We start from the raw sequence: 18,765 nt of genomic DNA on the forward strand, positions 1-18,765 counted from the left end.
CACGCGTTCCATCTGCGAAGAAGCCGCTTATTTGGCAACCGGCTTCGTCACGTCGATGCCGAACCACTTCTCGGAGATCTTCGCGAACGTGCCGTCGGCTTCCAGTTGATTGACGGCGTCCGAGATCGCCTTGGCGAACTTCGGATTGTCCTTCTTGAACGGAATCGCCGAAGGATTGCCCGTGCCGACGAGGGCGCCCGGGCGCAGCGGCAGTTGCGAGTTCTTGAGCAGATAGGCCACCATCAAGCGGTCGTTCAGCGCGGCGTCGATCCGTCCCGCGGCGAGGTCGCTCAGATACTCGGGCGCGCCCGGATAGGTCTTCACGTCGATGCCGGGCACCGACTTGGCCATATCCATGTAGTTCGTGCCTAGACCGACGCCGAGCTTATGGCCCTTCAACTCCTCGAGCGACTTGAACTGGCGGTCGTCGTTCTTGCGCTGGATCAGCTCGGCGCCCGAGAATGTGTAGCCCGGCGAGAAGTCGAGCGACTTTTGACGCTCGGGCGTCACGCCCACTTGATTGACGATCACATCGAACTTGCCGGCTTGCAAACCGGCGATGATGCCGCTCCATTCCGTCGTGACGAACTCGGGCTTGACGCCGAGCTTGGCGGCCACGGCCTTCGCGATGTCGACGTCGAACCCCACCAGCTCGCCGTTCGCGGCTTTGGAATCGAACGGAGGGAACGTTCCCTCGCAGCCGATGCGCAGCGTGCCGCGGGCCTTGACCTGATCGAGCAGGTCTTCGGCATGGGCGGTGGCCGCCACGAAGGTCAAGCCGATCACGCCGGCGGTGAGGATTTTCTTGAGCGTCGCAAATTTCATGGTTTAAGTCTCCTTGGCGAAGCGCCGGAAAGCGGCGCTTGCGAGTGCGGCCATGATAGCGAAATCGCAATCAAGCCATAAATATCGTTTGTTTATGTCTATATGCGGGCCGCATGCGCGATCGCGTCGACGCATTCCCCCACGAGCGCGGGCCCACGATAGATAAAGCCCGTATAGAGTTGCACGAGCGAGGCGCCCGCGGCGAGCTTGGCCACCGCATCCAGGCCCGATGCGATGCCGCCCACGCCGATGATGGCCACGTCTTCGCCCACTTCGGCCCGCAGCTTGCGAATCACCGCGTTCGAGGCATCGAACACGGGCTTGCCCGACAGGCCGCCGGTCTCGTCCGCATGGGCCATGCCCGCGACGGCCGCGCGCGAGAGGGTCGTGTTGGTCGCGATGACGCCTTCGATGCGGTGGCGCAACAACGTATCGGCGATCGCCTTGATCTGCTCGTCGTCGAGATCGGGCGCGATCTTCAGTGCGAGCGGCACGAGTTTGCCGTGCAGATCGGCGAGCCGCTGCTGCTTATCCTTCAACGCTCCGATCAGCGCATCGAGTTCGTCCGCGCCTTGCAGTTGCCGCAGGTTTTTCGTGTTCGGCGACGAAATATTGATCGTCACGTAGCTCGCGAACGGGTAGACGCGCTCCAGACAGTACAGGTAGTCCTCGGCGGCGCGCTCGATCGGCGTGTCGGCGTTCTTGCCGATGTTCAAGCCGAGCGGCCCGCGGTAACGCGCGGCCTGTACGTTTTTCACGAACTGATCGACGCCGCGGTTGTTGAAGCCCATCCGGTTGATGAGCGCGCCCGCCTCGGGCAGCCGGAAGATGCGCGGGCGCGGGTTGCCCGGTTGCGCGCGCGGCGTCACGGTGCCCACCTCGATAAAACCGAAGCCGAGGGCGGCGAGCCCGTCGATGCAGGCGCCGTCCTTGTCGAGCCCCGCGGCCAGACCGACCGGATTGCGGAAAGCGATGCCCATCACGGTGCGCGGCAAGTCGGGCACGTGCGGCGCGAGCAGACGCGCAACGCCGGTGCGGCCGGCGGCGCCCAGCATGCCGAGCGTGAGATGGTGGGCATCTTCCGCGTCCATGCGAAAGAGGCGGGAGCGGACGAGCGGGTAAAGGGAGCTGAACACTAGAGGGCCGGCGCTTAGGAAATGAGAAGCGCGTTATTTTACCGGTATCCGTTCGGCTGTCCGATGGCCGGGTTAAGGTCGCTGCTGATCCAGCGGCGCCCAGCGCCCGTCCACGAGTCCCTCGAGCGGCCGAAAATTCGACTTGTAGGCCATCTTCGCGCTTTCCCGAATCCAATAGCCGAGATAGACATAGGGCAGCCCCAAGCTTCTCGCTTGCTCGATTTGCCACAGAATGTTGTAGGTGCCGTAACTGGCGTGGGCCGCGTCGGGCTCGAAAAACGTATAAACGGACGAGAGGCCGTCGCCGAGAATGTCGATCATACTCACCATGCGCAGCACGTCCGTATCGCCGGTGGTCTCGCGGAACTCGACGAGACGCGAGTTGATTCGGCTATGCAAGAGGAACTGCTCGTACTGATCGCGGCTGTCGCGATCCATTCCGCCACCGGCATGGCGGGCGGCCTGATAGCGCATATAGAGCACGTAATGCTCTTCCTCGTAATGCAGCGCGGAGACGGCGGCGGCAAGCGTGCCGTGCCGCTTCCAGACCTTGCGCTGCGTGCGGTTCGGCGCAAAGGCGGCAACCGGTACGCGCACCGGCACGCAGGCCCGGCAGCCTTCGCAATAGGGGCGATAGGTAAAGACACCCGAGCGCCGGAACCCGGCCTTGACGAGGTCGGTATAAACGTCTGAGTTGATGAGGTGGCTAGGCGTCGCTACCTGCGAGCGGGCAATGCGTCCTTCCAGGTAACTGCAGGGATAGGGCGCGGTCGCGTAAAACTGCAGCGCGGAAAGCGGTGAAAGCGGCAGCTCATTCGGGTGAGTCATCGGCGGCTCTCAATGCATTGTCCGTTATTCCAACGCGCCGCCTCGGGCATCGGCGAGCGGCGGCACGCGCGTCAAGCTACACCGCATGCGGCAGGACTTCGAGCAGCGCCGCTTTATCGAACTGCCACGGAATGGGAGCCGCGGCCACAGCGGTGCGCACATGGGCGACGAACGTCTTGCGCGCGATCTCACGCCCTCCTAAAGACGCGAGATGCGGCGTATTTTGCTGGCAGTCTATCATTTCTATTTCGTGACGGCGCAGGTGGCCCACGAGTGCGGCGAGCGCGATTTTCGAGGCGTCGCTGACCTGCGCGAACATCGACTCGCCGAAGAACATGCGGCCGAGCGAGACGCCGTACAATCCGCCCACGCGCTGACCGTCGAGCCAGGTTTCGATGCTATGCGCATCGCCGATGCGATGCAGCGAGGTATAGGCGTCGAGGATCTGATCGGTGATCCAGGTGCCTTGCTGGCCGCGTCGCGGCGAGTTGGCGCAACTGCGCATCACGGCCGGAAAATCGGCATCGACGCGGATTTCCCAGCGCGGATCGCGCAGGACGCGCTTGAGCGTTTTGCGCAGCGACGGCGAGACTTTGAATTCGCGCGGCAGCAGCACCATGCGCGGGTCGGGGCTCCACCAGAGAACGGGCTGACCGTCGGAGTACCACGGAAAGATTCCTTGGCGGTAGGCATCGACGAGCCGCCACGGCAGCAAATCCGAGCTCGCGGCCAGCAAGCCCGGCGCACCGCTCGCGCGGCCGAGCGCCCGCGCGACAGGCGGAAAGGGGTCGTCGGGGCCGAGCCAGGGGACCATGCTTGACGTATCGGGATACGAACTAGGAGGCGGCGTGCGATCAGCCGTCGCGCAGCGAGCGGAAAATATCGCCCGTGTGCAACCCGTAGGTGCCGGCTGACCGGTCCGCGAAGAAGAAACGCAGCGTTTGGCCGACCGTCGGGAAGGCGATGTCGTCCCAGGGAATCTCGGCCTCGTCGAACAGGCGCACCTCCAGGCTTTCCTCCCCGGCCTCCACGTCGATATCGAGCAGCCGGGCCAGATAGAACAAGTGCACCTGATGCACGTGCGGCACGTTCAGCAGCGAAAACAGGTGCTGCACCTCGACCCGGGCGCCGGCTTCTTCCAGCGTCTCGCGCGCGGCCGCTTCCGCCGTCGTCTCGCCCATCTCCATGAACCCGGCCGGCAGCGTCCAATAACCGTAGCGAGGCTCGATGGCGCGCCGGCACAGCAACACCTTGTCTTCCCATACGGGGACGGTGCCCACGACGTTGCGCGGGTTTTGGTAGTGCACGGTGCCGCAGTTTTCGCAAACGAAACGTTCGCGGTTGTCGCCGGGAGGGATGCGTAAGCTGACTGCTTGGCCGCAGACTGAGCAGAATTTCATAGGGACGGTGCGGAACTGGGTGATGCGAGTGTATCACCGGGCGCGGCGCGTGCAGTGCGACGGCATCATTGTTCGGACGCCGCACCCGCCAACGAAAAAGCCGGGCAATGCCCGGCTCCTTTCGATGCGGCTCGCGTTCGTTCAGCCGAACAATTTCATCGCTTGCCTGAGGGTGTTGACGACGCCCCAGGCCAGCGGGATCAGCACATAGGCCCAAAACAGGATCAGGCGGGCGGAGCTCGTTTGCCGCGTGGTTTGCGAATCGTTTTGCATAGCGGGATCTCCTTAACGCTCGGCCGCGAGTTGTTCTTCGCTCATGTGATGAACCGGATCGACGCGTTTGACGAGCAGATTGCAGACGAACCCGACGACGAGCAGTACGGCCATGATATGCACGGTCATCGTGTAGGCGTCGGCTTTGGCCACGCCGTGCGCGACTTCATAGGCGCGGATGTAATTGACGAGAACGGGGCCCGCCACGCCCGCCGCTGCCCATGCCGTCAGCAGGCGGCCATGGATCCCGCCGACGAACGCCGTGCCGAACAGGTCGGCCAGGTAGGCGGGCACGGTGGCGAAGCCGCCGCCGTACATCGACAGAATCACGCAATACGACAACACGAACAGGGCGATGTTGCCCGCTTGCGCGAAGCTCGGAACGAGGTAATACAGCAGCGCGCCGAGCACGAAGAACACGAAGTACGTGTTCTTGCGCCCGAGCTTGTCGGACGACGACGCCCAGACGAAGCGCCCGCCCATATTGAACAGCGAGAGCAGACCGACAAAGCCGGCGGCCGCCGAGGCGCTGACCGTGTTCTTGAAGCTTTCCTGGATCATGACGGACGCTTGACCCAGAATGCCGATGCCCGCCGTGACGTTGAGAAACAGGACGAGCCAGACGAGATAGAACTGCGGGGTCGTCAAGGCGCGATCGATATGCACGTGGTTGCGCGTGATCATCTTATGGGTGGTGTCCGGGGGCACCCAGCCCGCCGGCTTCCAATCGGCGGGCGGCACGCGAATGGCCAGCGCCCCGATCGTCATCGAGATGAAGTAGGCAATGCCGAGGACGACGAACGTTTCGGCCACGCCGACGCTCGTCGCGCTTTTGAAGTGATTCATGAGCGCGACGGACAGCGGCGCGGCGATCATCGCGCCGCCGCCGAAGCCCATGATCGCCATCCCCGTCGCCATGCCGCGGCGGTCGGGAAACCAGCGAATCAGCGTGGAGACGGGCGACACGTAACCGAGCCCGAGCCCGATCCCGCCGATGACGCCATAACCCAAATAGAGCAGCGCGATCTGATGCAGCCATACGCCGAGGGCGGAGACGAGAAAGCCGCCCCCGAAGCAGCATGCGGCCGTGAACATCGTGCGGCGCGGCCCCACGTGCTCGAGCCATTTGCCCGCGAAAGCGGCCGACAGTCCAAGGAAGACGATCGCCAGCGAAAAGATCCAGCCGAGCGTGGTCAGCGACCAGTCGCCGGGGGCGGATTGCGTGATGCCGATGACCTTGGTCAGCGGCCCGTTGAACACGGAAAAGGCATACGCTTGCCCGATGCAAAGATGCACGGCGAGGGCGGCGGGCGGCACCATCCAGCGCGAAAAGCCCGGCTTGGCGATAGTCGCCTGTTTAGAAAAGAACGGCGGCGAACCGGCGATGCCGGTCGAATGAGTCGTGCTGCTCACTGGGGTCTCCATCTCGTCTCGTTGGCGTGGGTCAGCGGGCGAGCATGCATGCTCGACATGCGGACAGAACTGTTGCGCGCTCAACGATATGAGCGCAGGTTAGTGCCTGCAATAGGAAACGGGAATGCATAAAGGGTTGTGACGGATGACGTCCGATCAAGTTGGTCAAATATTGGTATGTCAGCAAAGCCCGAAAAACAAAAAAGCCCGATCAAGGGATCGGGCTTCGATGTTTGGGCGATGCTCCTGAAAGAAGCGAATGTGCGCGGTTCTTTCAGATTTTCTCGCGGTGACTGCGCTTTGGCATGAGCGCTTGGTTGCGGGGGTAGGATTTGAACCTACGACCTTCGGGTTATGAGCCCGACGAGCTGCCAGACTGCTCCACCCCGCGTCCGTCGAAAGATAAGAGTATAGGGGAAACCAGAATGCGGTGCAACTGAAATCGACGGAGCAGGGCAAATACGCGGCGCGTTCAGGAACGTCGCCATCGCGCGCGTAGGCTAGAATCGGCCCATGAACCTCGAACACGACCTTCTAGCCATTGCCGATCAAGAGCGCACGCTCGTCTTTCCGCGCTTCGATGCAGCGCGAGCGTGGAAGCTCGGCGTCTTTTTGCGCGAGCTGGCCATTGCCCGCAATCATGCGATTGCGATCGACGTCCGCACGTTCGGATTGCCGCTTTTTTTCACCGCGCTCGACGGCACCACGCCCGATAACTCGGCGTGGGTGCGGCGCAAGAGCAACGTCGTCGCGCACTTCCGGCGCAGCTCGTACGCGGTGGGCTTGCGTCTGCAGCAAACGAACGCGACGCTCCCGGAAAAATATGGTTTGCTCCCGGCCGAGTACGCCGCGGCCGGCGGTTCGTTCCCGATTACGCTGGCGGGCGTCGGCGCGATCGGCGCGGTCACGGTGTCGGGTCTCTCGCAGCGGGCCGATCATGAACTCGTCGTCGAGGCGCTGTGCGCGGAGCTCGAGCACGACTTCGCCAAGCTTGCGCTCGACAAGGTTTGATCGATGCGCGGCTCGGGCTATGTTTGGCTGGCGATCGCCATCGTCGCCGAGGTCGTCGGCACGTCGGCGCTGCGCGCATCCGAAGGATTCACGCGCCTCGCGCCGGCGCTCATCGTCGTCGCGGGATACGGGCTGGCGTTCTACTGTCTGTCGATGACGCTCAAGTCGATGCCGGTCGGCATCGTTTACGCCATTTGGTCGGGCGTCGGCATTGTCCTCATTACGCTCGTCGCCATGGTGCTTTATCGGCAAATTCCCGATCTCGCGGCTGTGGCAGGCCTCTCGTTGATTGTCGCGGGCGTGGTCGTGTTGAACGTTTTTTCCAAGATGCAGGCGCACTAGCGGGCGGCGAACTCGTTGAGCGCCGAGGCCTCAGCCCTGCGGGCGGCCGTCTTGATCGACAAGCACGCGGATGCCCGCGCGCGCAACCGCCTCGCGGCTTGTTTCGCCCTCGGGCGTCGCGGCATCTTCCCATAAGTTGATCGCCCGAGGCACGTCGATTCCGTTACGTTCGGCGTAGTCGAACCAAGCCGTCGATGCCTCCGGTTCGGGCACCGGGCGGTCGTGCAAAAAGTACTGATCCATGGCGGCGCTCGTTAGAAATTTCGGCTGATCCTGCGTAGCAAAAAACGGGCTCCGCTCACGGTGTGCCGCTTGAGCCTCGCGCATGCTACCTTCATCGTTTCTCGACTTTTTCGCATGCCGCCCATGTCCAAGTCAGAATCGATTGCCGCTTCGCGCGACGACGTCGTGACCCGAGTCGAAAACCGCATCGGGTTCATTGAGCTGAATCGGCCGCAGGCGCTCAATGCTCTTTCGCTTCCGATGATCCGCACGATTCACGCCGCGTTGGATGCGTGGCGCGAGGACCCCGAGGTGCTTGCGGTCGTTGCGCACAGCTTGCATCCGCGCGCGTTTTGCGCGGGCGGCGACGTCCGCTTCTTTTACGAGGCCGGGCGCCGGGGCGACGTAGCGGCGCGCGACGCGTTCTTCACCGAGGAATACGCGCTCGATCACGCCATCTTTACTTACGCCAAGCCGTATATCGCGCTGATGGAAGGCGTCGTCATGGGCGGTGGCATGGGCATTTCGCAGGGTGCTCATCGTACCGGCGGGATGCGGATCGTCAGCGAGACGACGAAGATGGCGATGCCCGAGACGCGCATCGGCTTTTTCCCCGACGTGGGTTCCGGTTGGTTCCTCGCGCGCACGCCTGGAGCGATCGGCCGCTATTTGGCCGTGACGGGTGCGACGATCGGCGCAGTCGATGCGCTGTATGCCGGATTGGCCGATGCGTACCTGGACAGTTCGGTGATCGCGGCGCTCCTAGATGCGCTCAGTCGAACAGCGTTCTCCGACGCGCGGGATGTGCTCGCCTGCGTGGAGGGTTTCGCAAGCCCGAACGCGCCGGTGGCGCAGCTCAGGCAGGGGGAGCATGCGGACGGCTTATCGCTTGCCGCGGCGCGCGGGTGGATCGATCGGCACTTTAGCCAGCCCGACGTTCAGTCCATCCTCGGTTCGCTGGCGTCGGAGACCGAGCCCGGCGGGCGCGAGTGGGCGCAAGACATGATTCAGGTGATGCGAGCGCGCTCGCCGTTGTCGATGGCGGTCGCGCTCGAGGTGGTCACGCGCGCGGAAGGGACGATGTCCGATTGCCTGCGGCGCGATCTCGATTTGACGCGTTCGATGTTCGATCACGGCGACGTCATCGAGGGCGTGCGCGCCCGTATCGTCGACAAGGACGACCGTCCCGTATGGCGTATCGCCCGAGCGGAAGACGTCACGCGCGCCGAAGTCGAGCACATGTTCGTCAGTTCTTGGCCGCCCGAAGCGCATCCGCTGCGCCATCTGGTGGGGTAGCTCCGGCGGTAGACGGCGCCGGTCAAGATTCGTCTTGCAGCGGACGCATGAAGGCGCGCATGAATACGAGCGCCCCCCATCCCCATACCGCATTGGCCGCGAAGCCCACGGCGAGTCGCGGGAGCATGTTGCCGCTCGGCCAGATGCCGCGTGCGGGGTCGAGCGCGAAGACGCGCGCGGCCGTCAGGACGATGCCGCCAAATACGAACGCCGGCAGCCAAGGCGCCGTGCCTTCGGGTCCGACGCGCAGCAACCACGCCATTAGGACGGCCCAGGCGGCGCTCCAAAGCGCGTTGGCGATGAATTCGGGGATGCCGAGCGGCGCGAAGGGATCGGTGGAAAAACCCGTGGCCGAAATCAAGCCCGCCGCATGCAGCAATCCGAGCGTGGCTTCGCGAAAAAACAGCGCCGCGAGGAATCCCGAAACGAAAGGCAGAATGAATTTTTGCATGTAGTGCGGGGCGAATGTCTTGGATGCGGGCGGCGCGGCGCGCGGCCCATGCGGATTCGCGGCTTCGCGAAAATCGAAACGAGCGACATTATAGGCGGGCCCCGCGCTTGCGCCGGGCGCTTGCGGCATGCCGGCTGTGCAACGCTCAGAAAATGCTACTCTGAAAGAGCGATGGCATGAGATGAGGAGCGGGCCATGTCCAAATCCTTGAGTCCGGAAGCGGTCGAGGCGTTGCGTCGCTTGGATGAAGTCGGCGTCGGTCAGGCGCCGCCGCTGGTCTCCACGTCGATCGCGGCCGAGTTGCTCGGTGCGGGTCTCGCCGGCGAAAACGGGAGCGGCGTGATCGAGATTACTTGCGACGGCCGCAAATATTTGTCCGGGGATTGCGATTAGGCGGCGAGCGTCGAACCGTACCGGTGCCGACTCTGGGCCCGACGCGGCGACGCGAAGACCGTATCGGAGGGTAGCGATGGAACCGAACGGTATCGATATGGGCGACTACGTCGAGCGTTATCGCGGATTTACGCTCGAAGTTGCCGTCGAGCAGGTCGCGACGGGCTTGAAGTCGCATTACCGCGTCTTGCGCGACAGCGAGATCGCACTCGATTGGCGTTTGCTTTCGGTCGACGATACATGGCCGACGGAGCAGCGCGCCGCACAGCATGCGCTCGGCGCGGCGCGGGCGGCGGTGGATGCCGAGTTGATGTGCGCATGGCCGCGCGAGCCGTAACCGGCATCGACTCCGGCACGCGGGCGGCCGACGCCCGCGCGCCCGATCGAAGTCTCGTCAGGTGATCGACGGTTCGCTCGCGCGCTTGGCCGAGCCGGTCTCGCCCGCGTCGCGCGTTTCAGGCAGGGTGGCCCACACGAGCAGCACCGCGAGGGCGCCGGCCGCGGCTAGGGCCATGAAACTGACCGTATTGCCGAACCGGTCGGAAATGAAGCCGGCGGCTAACGTGCTCAGCGTCGCGCCGATACCGGCCGTCAAGCCGAATAAGCCGATACATAGGTTGTAATGCCCCTTGCCGCCGGCGACGTCGGCTGCGATCAGCGGCAGCATGACGCCGAAGACAGCCGCGCTGATGCCGTCGAGCAATTGCACCGGCACCAGCAGATAGGGGCTCGAGACGCCCGCGAACAGTAGCGCGCGCACGGGCAGCGCCGCGAATCCGAAGACGAGAAGCGGGCGCCGCCCCCAGCGTTCGGCCGATCGCCCGACCCAAGGCGACATGGCCGCGACGACCATCTGCGGCACGATGATGCAGGCCGCAATGACGAGTTGGACGTTATCGGTCATACGGGCCGTCACTTCGCCGGCAGCCAGATTGAGCATGGCGGCATTCGACAGATGGAACAGCGCGATGCAAGCGGCGAAGATCAGCACGCGACGGTCGCGCAGTAGCGAACCGATGCTTTCCCGATGCTGGCGCGAGTCCGGCGGGGGCGTTTTTTCGGCGTCGGGCGAACTCGGTTCGGGCGGCGGCGAGAATGCGGCTCGTCCCGTGTCCTCGATCATCGATAGCGCGATGAGCGCAGGGACCGTCAGCGCGGCGGTCAGCCAGAATACCGCGCGTGCCGACGAGTATTCGCCGAATGCGCCCATCGCCGCCGCGGCGAACGCGCTGCCGATCGAGGCGAAACGCGCGTTCCTGCCGAGCCGGTCTCCCAGGGCGTGGCGACCCACGAGTGCGAACGAGATTGCGGCGATCGCCGGCGTCAGCATGCAACTCGCGAACCCGTGAAAGAGTTCGGCAGCGAGGACAGGCAACAAGGTGGGGCTGGCGGCGAGCAGCAGCGCGCACGCCGCGATCGCCAGGATCGCGGCGGCCCCGGCGGCCTTTTTATTGCGCAGTGCGTCGATGAGCGCGCCGGCCGGCACTTGGCTGAGCATTGCCGTTGCCGTGCCTACGCTCAAGGCGATGCCGATCTCGCCTTGGGTCCACTTGTTGGCGGTCAGGTAAGCGGCGATGAACGGACCGAACCCCGTCTGGACGTTCGCCAGAAAGAAATTCAGCCAGTCGAGCGCGCGAAGACTTCGTGAAATGGCCATCTGCGCGTTCGTTACTTGGTGGGATGGCCGGCCGAGGCCGCCGTGTCTGCCGCAGCCGGCGCGACGGTGCGCACGGGCTGATTGGGCGTATAGGGCGGCGCGGCGTTGACCTGCGCATCGGTCAGATCGGTTTGCAGGTCCAAGCCATCCTCCTTTTGGACGAACCGCAATGCCGACCAATCGGCCGCGATGCTGCGCCGTTCGTGAATCAGACTGCCGACGTCGACCACGGCCGCTTGCGGTTCTCCATGACTGTCGAGCAGGACATCGACGACGCGACCCACGCGCTCGCCGTTAGCGCGTTCGGCGGTGGCGTCGATGATGCCGAGCAAACGCGCATCGTTCGCACCCGCCCCCGATCCGTTTTCCTTGGCCTTGGACGAGGCGGCCGCGGGCGCCTCGTTCGGGCCGATCGACAGCGTGATGGGGACCGTGCGCTGTTTCGGATCGAAGCGAAAATCGCTCCAAGGAAAGCGCATTTTACGGTCGCCGATGCCCATGAAGCCGGCCAATCGGACCAGCATCTCCCGCGGTTTGCCGGCCGTATCGACGAGCATGTCGATGGCGCGCCCGATGACTTTGCCGTCGGGGCGTTGCACGCGTGCGTCGAGCAGACCGTGGGTGTCGCCGTCGGCGAGCGCGCGGGTGGCGATCAGCGGCGGCGGCGCGGCGGGCTTGGCGGGCGGAGGCGGCGGCGCGCTCTGAGGCCGGCGCGGCGGATGATAGACGGGCCTGGGCGCCACGCGCTTGCGTTCCGGGGCTTCGCGCGGCGCCGAGGCCGCCGCCGGCGCGGACGCTTGCGGCTCGGATGCGGGTTCCAGCGCCTCCTGCTCCAGGGGCATCGCATTGAGGTCGGGGTCTTGCGCCGGCGTCAGGGGCGGCGGTCCAAACCATGTACTGCACCCGGCCAGCATCGCTAGCACAAGCACGAGAAAGACGCGCGCGGCGAGGCGCTGACGGGACGATCCGTCGCTCATTGACCGAAGCTCCTATATGTCTGGCGGCGGGCCGGCAAGGCGGCATAGTCGCAGGCCTCGCCGCGTTCACGCGGCCTACATTCTAGCGGGTGAGGTAAAATTACGGGCTCGCCGTTCGTTTTACTCGATGGGGTAATGGCGTGCCGCTGTCGTAGCGCCGCTTCACAGTGGCGCGGTGCGTTTGGGACCGCGCTTGTAGTTAGCTCCGGTGGTGCTAATATCTGCTATTAGAGGTGGCGCATTCTGCGGGCGCCCGATCCCGAACGGACGCTGAAAATGGAAAGAACCGTGGACATCCTTCGCACCGAGGCAGAAATCGGTAAGTTGATGGCCGAGACACGAAAGCTCAGCGACGAAGCAGCAAAGCTGCAAGCCGAAACGGCGAAGCTGAACCGTGAGGCACGATGGTATCCGGCATTCTGGGCCGTTGCCTTTATTGGCGCGGCGGCGGGGTTCGCGAAGCTCTTCCACTAAACACACAAGGCCCGCCGAAAGGCGGGTTTTTGCTATATGCGATATTCGTCCCCGTCCGCTGATGACTTTGAGCGCTTAAAGCATTCGCTCGGAAAGACAGGTAACGAAATGGCTGAGCTTTTTGGAGTGGCCGGCGGTCAACAATGGCGCAAATATACGAGCAGGTCCGAGTCGCGCCAGATGTCGCCGCAGATTCTATTTTTCGGCGCTGCTCGGCTTGCCCTATCTGACGAGGAACTCGCGCGTGTACTCGAGCGGATGCGGGAAATCGGCGCGGATATTGACCTCGCACAAGAATAATAGAGCCGCTGGCTGACCTTCCGGCATCGGCTTGCGCGTCCACTTTTAGCGGGTGAGGTAAAATTACGGGCTCGCCGTTTGCCTTATCCGCCATGTCGCCACGCCCCCCAATCAGTCCCCGCCGCGTATCCGTCGCGCCGATGATGGACTGGACCGATCGTCACTGCCGTTATTTTCATCGGCTCATCTCGCACCATACGTGGCTCTACACGGAAATGGTGACGACGGGGGCATTGCTGTTCGGCGACGTGGCTCGGCATCTCGCTTTTACCGCGGAAGAGGCGCCTGTCGCCCTGCAGTTGGGCGGCAGCGAGCCGGCCGATCTCGCGCGCGCCGCCAAGCTCGGCGAGCAGTGGGGCTACGACGAGATCAATCTGAATTGCGGATGTCCGTCCGAGCGGGTGCAGCGCGGCGCGTTCGGTGCCTGTTTGATGAACGAGCCGATGCTCGTTGCCGATTGCGTGCGGGCCATGCGCGACGCCGTCTCCGTGCCCGTCACCGTCAAGCATCGTATCGGCGTGGACGCCGTCGAGGACTATGCCTTCGTGCGCGATTTCGTCGGCACGGTGGCCGACGCCGGGTGCGAGGTCTTTATCGTCCATGCGCGCAACGCGATCCTTAAGGGCCTCTCGCCGAAAGAAAACCGCGAGATTCCGCCGCTGAAGTACGAGTATGCGTATCGTCTGAAGCGCGACTTTCCGTCGCTGGAGATCGTCATCAACGGCGGGATCAAGACGCTCGACGAAGTGCAGTCGCACCTGGAGCATGTGGATGGGGTGATGCTCGGACGCGAGGCCTATCACAATCCCTACGTGCTGGCCGGCGTGGACGCGCGGTTCTACGGCGGCGGCGACGCCAAGAGCCGCGAGCAAGTGGAGGCGGGGCTCATCGATTACTGTGCTGCGGAACTCGAGCGCGGCACTTTTCTCGGGGCGATTACGCGCCATGCGCTCGGGCTCTATCGCGGCGTGGCCGGCGCGCGAGGTTGGCGGCGCGTGCTTTCGGATAACAAGCGGCTCGCGTCCGGGGATCTGTCGATTTTCGACGAGGCGCGCAGCCATCTTCGCGAGCCTTCGGAAATTATCGACTGAGGGGCTATGCAAGCAGCAATTCTATTCGTATAATCTCGCTTCTTCGTTGCCGAGGTGGCGAAGCGTAAGAAGTAACAGTGGTGGCTGTAGCTCAGTTGGTAGAGTCCAGGATTGTGATTCCTGTCGTCGTGGGTTCGAGTCCCATCAGCCACCCCAAAATTTCCTGCAAAAACAGCGCCCTGACACGGCGCTGTTTTGTTTTGGCGCACGAATCCGAATTTTCGGAGGATGCTCTCTCAAGCTTTGGGGAGAGCATTAAGCTATGCGACGAGGCTAATGCTACGACAAGGTGCACATGTTCCCCGTCATCGAAGTAGATATCGACACGGCTGAGATGTACGAGCAACTCGGTACCAAGGCAAAGTTTTGGTATCGTGATCCTCAGATGGGGCGGTGCCTGTTCAAGCGAGGCAGAGAAAATACGGGCGAAAACTGGGCCGAAAAGTTCGCTTGCGAACTCGCGGCAGTGCTCGGGGTTCCTCACGCATACTACGAATTGGCGCGCTGTGGTGACGACCTCGGTGTCAGTACTCCTAATTTCGTTCCGCGTCGAGGCCGTTTGGTTCACGGCAATGAGGTCTTGGCGGTTACGAAAGAGTACAAGCAAGCGCGGGATGCTCGGTTCTATCAGTCTCGAGCACATACGATTACGCTTGTGCTCTCGATGCTGATGGCCGCCGTAGGGAGCGACGATTGGCCGCTTCAGCCTCCAGACGGCTTCCTGGCATTCCCTGGGGTGACGACTGCGGCCGACGTATTCGTCGGATACTTGATGCTCGATGCGTGGATCGGCAATCAGGACCGTCACGACCAAAATTGGGGCGTGGTCGTAGAGCTTCATGGGCTGGGCGGCGAGCCGCAAATGATTCTGCGGCTCGCGCCGAGCTTCGATCATGGCTCAAGCCTTGCGCGAAACGAGACGGACGAATCCTGCCGTGAAATGCTCGAAACCCGGGACAGAGGGCGTCATATTTCGGCTTATGTGGGGCGCGCGCGATCAGCACTTTACCCGCATGGAGCTACGGGAAAACCGAAAGCTCTTTTTACTCTTGATGCATTTGCTTTTGCGCGGCGTCAATTGCCATCCGCAGGTGATGCATGGTTACGACGACTTGAATCTATCACCCATGAGCGAATTAATGAAATGGTACATATGCTGCCGGATGAATTCGTCAGCGAAATTCGACGCGAATTTGTGGTCGAGTATCTTAAATTAAATCGCCAGCGCTTGCTGGCGTTGCGTGAGGCATCGTAAGCATGGAAGCGCTATATTTGGCTTGGCAGCAGCCGGAATCGCGGGAGTGGATCCCGGTTGCACGACTCGACCGGCAGGATGACGTTTTTCGCTTTGTCTACACAAAGGGCGCCAAGCGCGCTTCGGGCTTTCGCCCATTTGGGCGGATGGTCGCCCTAGATAAAGCCTATTACTCTACTGAACTGTTCCCTTTGTTTAATAATCGAGTATTGACGCGCTCGCGGCCTGAGTTTGCTGATTATTTTCGATGGACAGGGTTGCCGGAAGAGAGCATCTCCGATCCTTTGCCAATTCTGGCGGTAACCGGTGGACTCCGAGGAACCGACCCGATCGAACTGTTCGCGGCGCCCGCAAGAACGGCTGATAACAAATTCAAAGTCGATTTCTTCGCTCGCGGGCTTAGGCATGTTGCTGAACCTAATTTAAACGCGGCTGACGAGCTTGTCGCTGGTGCCCGTCTTTTTCTCATGCACGATATTCAGAATGGCTTCGATCCATTCGCACTATCGCTGCGGACGAGTGATCCCTCGTATTTGGTTGGGTATTGTCCTAAATACTACACGAAGACCCTTTGCACACTTTTGCGTCGTGATCCGTCTCGAGTCTATGTCACTGTCAAACGAGTAAACAGGAGGGCGCCATTGTCAATGCGGTTGCTTTGCAGTTTGCAAGCGGATTGGCCGGAAGACTTTGTGCCCTTTGTCGATAGCGATGACTTTGCGCCTCTTGCTTCCATTTAATGAATTGCCTTCACGTTGTTGGCCGCCACGATCGGACCTCTTGCACGCCACGCGCTCCTCGGCGTGCCAGCGCATAGCGATAATCCTGCCGTCGGCCTCCTAATTGCGGTCGGGCCCACGGCAACAAGCCGATAAGCCGCGGAGCGGCTCATCGCAGATGGTACGATTCGTCCATTGGACGGCTGCCACGGGGCGCCGGCGCGAACAACCGACAAACGAGCGAGCCACTATACGATCATGGGCAACCAAAAGACCGATCCCAAACTCGAGCAAGCATTGACGCGCGGCGACCTCGCCATCCGGCAGGCGAATTCCGTGCGCGCCACCGCGGTGTTGCAGGCCCTCGGCAAGATGGTCGTCGATGCGTGCGCCACGATCGGCGTGGAAGCATTCACGTCGATTCCCGACGGCGAGCGCATCTACGATCCGCACGACGGCCTCTGGCCGCAGAAGCTGTTGATTTCGCTGGACGGTCCCGTCGCCGAGGCCGACCCGGACGAACTGCGCACGGTATGGCTGCTGGCGGAAAAGCCATCGGTCGTTTTTCGTCTCGAATGGCAACGCGCCGACGGCAAGGTCGGGCGGCACGAGGCCCGTCCGTTTGCCATGGTCGCGTACATCACCGATGTCGAGGTGCCGTGGAGCGACGACGAAGAGTAAGGCACCCTGGCCCTGGGCGTCTTACCGCATCAACCTCCGCCTAAACAGCATGGCGCACACGAAGAACGGCGCAATCGCATAGGCGGCAAGTATGCATAGATGCAGGGCTGCGCCGTCCAACGGGCGCCCCAGCATCGCGGCGCGTATCAGTTCCACCGCGTGAGCGAGCGGCAACGCCATGGCGGCATGACGCACGCCGGAGGGCAACTGCGATAGCGGAAAAAATACGCCCGAAAGCAGCAGCATCGGCGTGAGCACGAGCGTCTGATAGAACATAAAGAAATCGTACGAAGGCGCGAGCGCCGTCATGATCATCGCGAGGCTGGCGAACGCGAGTCCCGTCAGCGCCACGACGGGCAGCGCAACGAGCATGGACGGAAATTGCGCATAGCCGAGTACGCCGGCGACCAGCATGATCGCCGCGCCCGAGAGCACCGCCTTGCTTGCCGCCCAAACGATTTCGCCGACGACGACATCGCCCAGGGTGAGCGGCGTGTGCATGATCGCCTCCCAAGTGCGCTGCACATGCATGCGAGAAAACCCCGAATACATCGCCTCGAACGTGGCCGACATCATTACGCTCGAGCCGACGGTTCCGGCCGCTAGGAAGGCAATATAAGAGACGCCGTCCACATGACCGACCATCAAGCCGAGTCCAAGACCGAGCCCGAACAGATAGATCATCGGGTCGGCCAAGTTGCCGATCATCGAAGCCGCGGCCAGCTTGCGCCAGACGAGATAGTTGCGGCGCCACACGGCGGTCCAGTTCGTCGCGTTGGCCGGCAGCGCTAGCCGCCAGCGGTTCGGCTTCGCTTGTTTGTCGCTGCTGCGTGCCGGTGCGCGCGAGTGGTAGGAGGGGGCATCCATCGTTTCGTTCTCGTCGTTTCGGGTTGCGGCCCGCGCATACGGGCCGCGATCGCATTTAGTCTTGCATCTCTCGTCCGGTCAGCCGTAAGAACACATCTTCGAGATTCGCCGGCCGGTGCACGTACCGTAAGCCTGCGCGTCCCGTCAGGCGCGCATGAACGGGTTCGGCGTCGCGCACGTAACAGAACAATGTCTCGCCGCTGATTTCGGTACGCGTGGCGAACGGTGCCAACTCGTCTCGCAAAGCCGTCGGCGCCGGTCCGTAGACCTCGATGACATCGCAGCCGATTTCCTTCTCGACCAGATCGCGCGGCGTGCCCTCGGCGATCTTGCGTCCTTCTTCAATGATGCAAAGCCGATCGCATAACCGCTCGGCTTCTTCCATGAAATGCGTCGTCAGCAAGATTGTCTTGCCGCGGCCGAGCAAGGAGCGCAGCCGGTCCCAAATCAAATGACGCGCCTGTGGATCGAGCCCGGTCGTCGGTTCGTCGAGAATCAGCACATCCGGATCGTTGATCAGCGATCGCGCCAGCGTCAGCCGCCGTTTCATGCCGCCCGACAATTCGCCGACGCGCGCATCGGCTTTGCTCTCCAGGCGCGCGAATTCGAGCAACTCCGGCACCATGGCGCGCGTCTTGCTCGCCGATAGTCCGTAGTAGCGGCCGAAGACGAGCAAGTTCTCGCGCACGCTGAAATCAGGGTCGAGGTTGTCGAACTGTGGGACCACGCCTACGCGCTGACGCGCTAAGCGCGCGCCGGACGGGATAGCGTAGCCGCCAAGCGTTATCGTTCCCGCATCGGGCTCCACGAGACCGAGCAACATCTTCAGTGTGGTGGTTTTACCGGCGCCGTTGGGCCCTAGCAGGCCGAAGCACTCTCCAGCGCGGACATGGAAGGACAGCCCGTCGACGACGGCCTTATCGCTGTAGTACTTCACCACGTCGCGAAATTCGATGGCGTTGTTGGACATGAGGACGAACGAGAGGTACCGCACTAGTTCAGGGCCGACGGTGCCCCATTCTATTGCATAGCACTCGTTCCCCTGCGCAAAGCCAATGCGTGCCTGGCTGGTGCGGCGCAGCGCGGATGGCGGTGCGGGCGCGCGCGGACGAGCGGGAAGTAGGCGTTTTCCTAGCCTTGCAAGTCCCACTGCG

Annotated in this window: 23 protein-coding genes, 2 tRNA genes and 1 pseudogene; 12 read left to right on the forward strand and 14 right to left on the reverse strand. The window is 62.8% G+C overall.

From position 1 onward, the window contains the following. Positions 1–27: 27 nt before the first annotated feature. From DXT59_RS07695 to DXT59_RS07730, 8 genes are all read right to left on the reverse strand, one after another. Positions 28–825 (reverse strand): transporter substrate-binding domain-containing protein, encoded by a 798-nt coding sequence (locus DXT59_RS07695; RefSeq protein ID WP_116136324.1) that lies wholly within the window; start codon positions 823–825, stop codon positions 28–30. Positions 826–923: 98 nt separating this feature from the next. Continuing rightward, complete coding sequence (locus tag DXT59_RS07700; protein ID WP_116136325.1) at positions 924–1,961, reverse strand: quinone-dependent dihydroorotate dehydrogenase; 1,038 nt, start codon at positions 1,959–1,961, stop codon at positions 924–926. A 72-nt stretch (positions 1,962–2,033) separates the two neighbouring features. Further along, positions 2,034–2,789, reverse strand: a complete 756-nt coding sequence (locus tag DXT59_RS07705; RefSeq protein WP_116136326.1) for an arginyltransferase — start codon at positions 2,787–2,789, stop codon at positions 2,034–2,036. Between the two features lie 76 nt (positions 2,790–2,865). Next, complete coding sequence (gene aat / locus DXT59_RS07710; protein ID WP_116136327.1) at positions 2,866–3,603, reverse strand: leucyl/phenylalanyl-tRNA--protein transferase; 738 nt, start codon at positions 3,601–3,603, stop codon at positions 2,866–2,868. A 40-nt stretch (positions 3,604–3,643) separates the two neighbouring features. Continuing rightward, the gene (locus DXT59_RS07715) at positions 3,644–4,189 is read right to left on the reverse strand and encodes an NUDIX hydrolase (RefSeq protein ID WP_116136328.1); all 546 of its coding nucleotides are present in this window, start codon (positions 4,187–4,189) and stop codon (positions 3,644–3,646) included. Positions 4,190–4,330: 141 nt separating this feature from the next. Then, positions 4,331–4,462 (reverse strand): MFS transporter small subunit, encoded by a 132-nt coding sequence (locus DXT59_RS07720; protein WP_116136329.1) that lies wholly within the window; start codon positions 4,460–4,462, stop codon positions 4,331–4,333. 12 nt (positions 4,463–4,474) lie between these two features. Beyond that, positions 4,475–5,875: an L-lactate MFS transporter gene (locus tag DXT59_RS07725; RefSeq protein ID WP_240324440.1), complete on the reverse strand. Its 1,401-nt coding sequence runs from the start codon at positions 5,873–5,875 to the stop codon at positions 4,475–4,477. Between the two features lie 314 nt (positions 5,876–6,189). Beyond that, positions 6,190–6,266 (reverse strand) — tRNA-Met (locus DXT59_RS07730). A gap of 122 nt (positions 6,267–6,388) precedes the next feature. On the opposite strand from DXT59_RS07730, the gene DXT59_RS07735 reads away from it, so the two are divergent. Together DXT59_RS07735 and DXT59_RS07740 are read left to right on the forward strand one after the other, a co-directional pair. Next, positions 6,389–6,886, forward strand: a complete 498-nt coding sequence (locus DXT59_RS07735; RefSeq protein ID WP_116136331.1) for a heme-degrading domain-containing protein — start codon at positions 6,389–6,391, stop codon at positions 6,884–6,886. 3 nt (positions 6,887–6,889) lie between these two features. Then, on the forward strand, positions 6,890–7,228 hold the full coding sequence (locus tag DXT59_RS07740) for a DMT family transporter (protein ID WP_116136332.1): 339 nt from the start codon (positions 6,890–6,892) through the stop codon (positions 7,226–7,228). 30 nt (positions 7,229–7,258) lie between these two features. On the opposite strand, the gene DXT59_RS07745 is transcribed toward DXT59_RS07740, so the two are convergent. Further along, complete coding sequence (locus DXT59_RS07745) at positions 7,259–7,471, reverse strand: hypothetical protein (protein ID WP_116136390.1); 213 nt, start codon at positions 7,469–7,471, stop codon at positions 7,259–7,261. A gap of 123 nt (positions 7,472–7,594) precedes the next feature. Here DXT59_RS07745 and DXT59_RS07750 point away from each other — a divergent pair, with 123 nt between their 5' ends. Continuing rightward, positions 7,595–8,746, forward strand: coding sequence for an enoyl-CoA hydratase/isomerase family protein (locus tag DXT59_RS07750; RefSeq protein ID WP_116136333.1), 1,152 nt, complete (start codon positions 7,595–7,597; stop codon positions 8,744–8,746). A gap of 22 nt (positions 8,747–8,768) precedes the next feature. Here DXT59_RS07750 and DXT59_RS07755 read toward each other — a convergent pair whose 3' ends face one another. Beyond that, positions 8,769–9,197 (reverse strand): hypothetical protein, encoded by a 429-nt coding sequence (locus tag DXT59_RS07755; protein WP_116136391.1) that lies wholly within the window; start codon positions 9,195–9,197, stop codon positions 8,769–8,771. A gap of 195 nt (positions 9,198–9,392) precedes the next feature. On the opposite strand from DXT59_RS07755, the gene DXT59_RS07760 reads away from it, so the two are divergent. Then, positions 9,393–9,590 carry an HAD family hydrolase gene (locus DXT59_RS07760; protein ID WP_116136334.1) on the forward strand — a complete coding sequence of 66 codons (198 nt, stop codon included), beginning with the start codon at positions 9,393–9,395 and terminating at the stop codon, positions 9,588–9,590. A gap of 76 nt (positions 9,591–9,666) precedes the next feature. Next, on the forward strand, positions 9,667–9,927 hold the full coding sequence (locus DXT59_RS07765) for a hypothetical protein (protein WP_116136335.1): 261 nt from the start codon (positions 9,667–9,669) through the stop codon (positions 9,925–9,927). Between the two features lie 57 nt (positions 9,928–9,984). Here DXT59_RS07765 and DXT59_RS07770 read toward each other — a convergent pair whose 3' ends face one another. After that, complete coding sequence (locus tag DXT59_RS07770) at positions 9,985–11,247, reverse strand: MFS transporter (protein WP_116136392.1); 1,263 nt, start codon at positions 11,245–11,247, stop codon at positions 9,985–9,987. A gap of 11 nt (positions 11,248–11,258) precedes the next feature. Next, positions 11,259–12,224 (reverse strand): PRC-barrel domain-containing protein, encoded by a 966-nt coding sequence (locus DXT59_RS30500; RefSeq protein WP_162877987.1) that lies wholly within the window; start codon positions 12,222–12,224, stop codon positions 11,259–11,261. 276 nt (positions 12,225–12,500) lie between these two features. Between DXT59_RS30500 and DXT59_RS07775 the strand changes: the two genes are divergently transcribed. The 7 genes from DXT59_RS07775 (at position 12,501) to DXT59_RS07805 (ending at position 16,744) form a co-directional block, all read left to right on the forward strand. Then, complete coding sequence (locus DXT59_RS07775) at positions 12,501–12,698, forward strand: hypothetical protein (protein WP_116136336.1); 198 nt, start codon at positions 12,501–12,503, stop codon at positions 12,696–12,698. 108 nt (positions 12,699–12,806) lie between these two features. Continuing rightward, complete coding sequence (locus tag DXT59_RS07780) at positions 12,807–12,998, forward strand: hypothetical protein (protein ID WP_338065157.1); 192 nt, start codon at positions 12,807–12,809, stop codon at positions 12,996–12,998. Positions 12,999–13,090: 92 nt separating this feature from the next. Next, entirely contained in the window at positions 13,091–14,089 is a 999-nt protein-coding gene (gene dusA, locus DXT59_RS07785; RefSeq protein WP_116136338.1) for a tRNA dihydrouridine(20/20a) synthase DusA, read from the forward strand. 80 nt (positions 14,090–14,169) lie between these two features. After that, positions 14,170–14,245 (forward strand) — tRNA-His (locus DXT59_RS07790). 139 nt (positions 14,246–14,384) lie between these two features. Continuing rightward, positions 14,385–15,344: a HipA domain-containing protein gene (locus tag DXT59_RS07795; RefSeq protein ID WP_116136339.1), complete on the forward strand. Its 960-nt coding sequence runs from the start codon at positions 14,385–14,387 to the stop codon at positions 15,342–15,344. Positions 15,345–15,346: 2 nt separating this feature from the next. After that, positions 15,347–16,084 carry an HIRAN domain-containing protein gene (locus DXT59_RS07800; RefSeq protein ID WP_116136340.1) on the forward strand — a complete coding sequence of 246 codons (738 nt, stop codon included), beginning with the start codon at positions 15,347–15,349 and terminating at the stop codon, positions 16,082–16,084. 237 nt (positions 16,085–16,321) lie between these two features. Further along, positions 16,322–16,744, forward strand: a complete 423-nt coding sequence (locus DXT59_RS07805; RefSeq protein WP_116136341.1) for a hypothetical protein — start codon at positions 16,322–16,324, stop codon at positions 16,742–16,744. 21 nt (positions 16,745–16,765) lie between these two features. Here the strand turns inward: DXT59_RS07805 and DXT59_RS07810 are convergent. Then, positions 16,766–17,539 (reverse strand): annotated as a pseudogene (locus DXT59_RS07810) (ABC transporter permease); the annotation flags it as partial. A gap of 127 nt (positions 17,540–17,666) precedes the next feature. Continuing rightward, complete coding sequence (nodI, locus tag DXT59_RS07815; RefSeq protein WP_116136343.1) at positions 17,667–18,581, reverse strand: nodulation factor ABC transporter ATP-binding protein NodI; 915 nt, start codon at positions 18,579–18,581, stop codon at positions 17,667–17,669. Positions 18,582–18,765: the final 184 nt, after the last annotated feature.

The organism is Trinickia diaoshuihuensis, from assembly GCF_003390925.1.
Lineage (GTDB): Bacteria > Pseudomonadota > Gammaproteobacteria > Burkholderiales > Burkholderiaceae > Trinickia > Trinickia diaoshuihuensis.